Raw genomic sequence first — 379 nt, 5'->3', positions numbered from 1 at the left:
GGTCTGCGGTTCCACCGGCACGGCTGAGCGGCCCGAACCAGGCAGGTCCGGTCGGTAGACAGCAAAATTCCTCAGCGCCGTCATCAGCGGCTGCCAGGTGTTGGACGAACCGCCGAGGCCATGCACCAGCACGACCGGTTCGCCATCACCGGCAATGTCGAAGACGATGCCGCCCGCCGTCTTGCTCGGCATTACACCGCCTCCGCGAAGCGGTTTTCAAGCGCACCGATGCCATCGATCTCGACGCGCACGACATCGCCGGGTTTGAGGTACTTTGGTGGGTTGAAGCCGATGCCGACACCGGCCGGCGTGCCGGTGGCGATAATGTCGCCGGCATTAAGCGTAATGCCCTGTGAAATGGTCGAGACCAGGGTCGGGA

Annotated in this window: 2 protein-coding genes; both read right to left on the bottom strand. The window is 63.9% G+C overall.

Going from position 1 to position 379, the window contains the following annotated elements; genetic code table 11:
• Window positions 1–192, bottom strand: a 192-nt coding sequence (locus AC1D0P_RS31745) for an alpha/beta fold hydrolase (protein WP_477680358.1), incomplete at its 3' end; no start/stop codon positions are given.
• On the bottom strand, window positions 192–379 hold a 188-nt coding region (locus AC1D0P_RS31740), incomplete at its 5' end, for a fumarylacetoacetate hydrolase family protein (protein WP_477680357.1). The genes AC1D0P_RS31740 and AC1D0P_RS31745, both read right to left, overlap by 1 nt.

It is taken from the genome of Polaromonas sp. P1_G2, assembly GCF_056405515.1.
The sequence above is the reverse complement of the archived record's forward strand: the minus strand, read 5'-3'. Positions and strand labels throughout refer to the sequence as shown.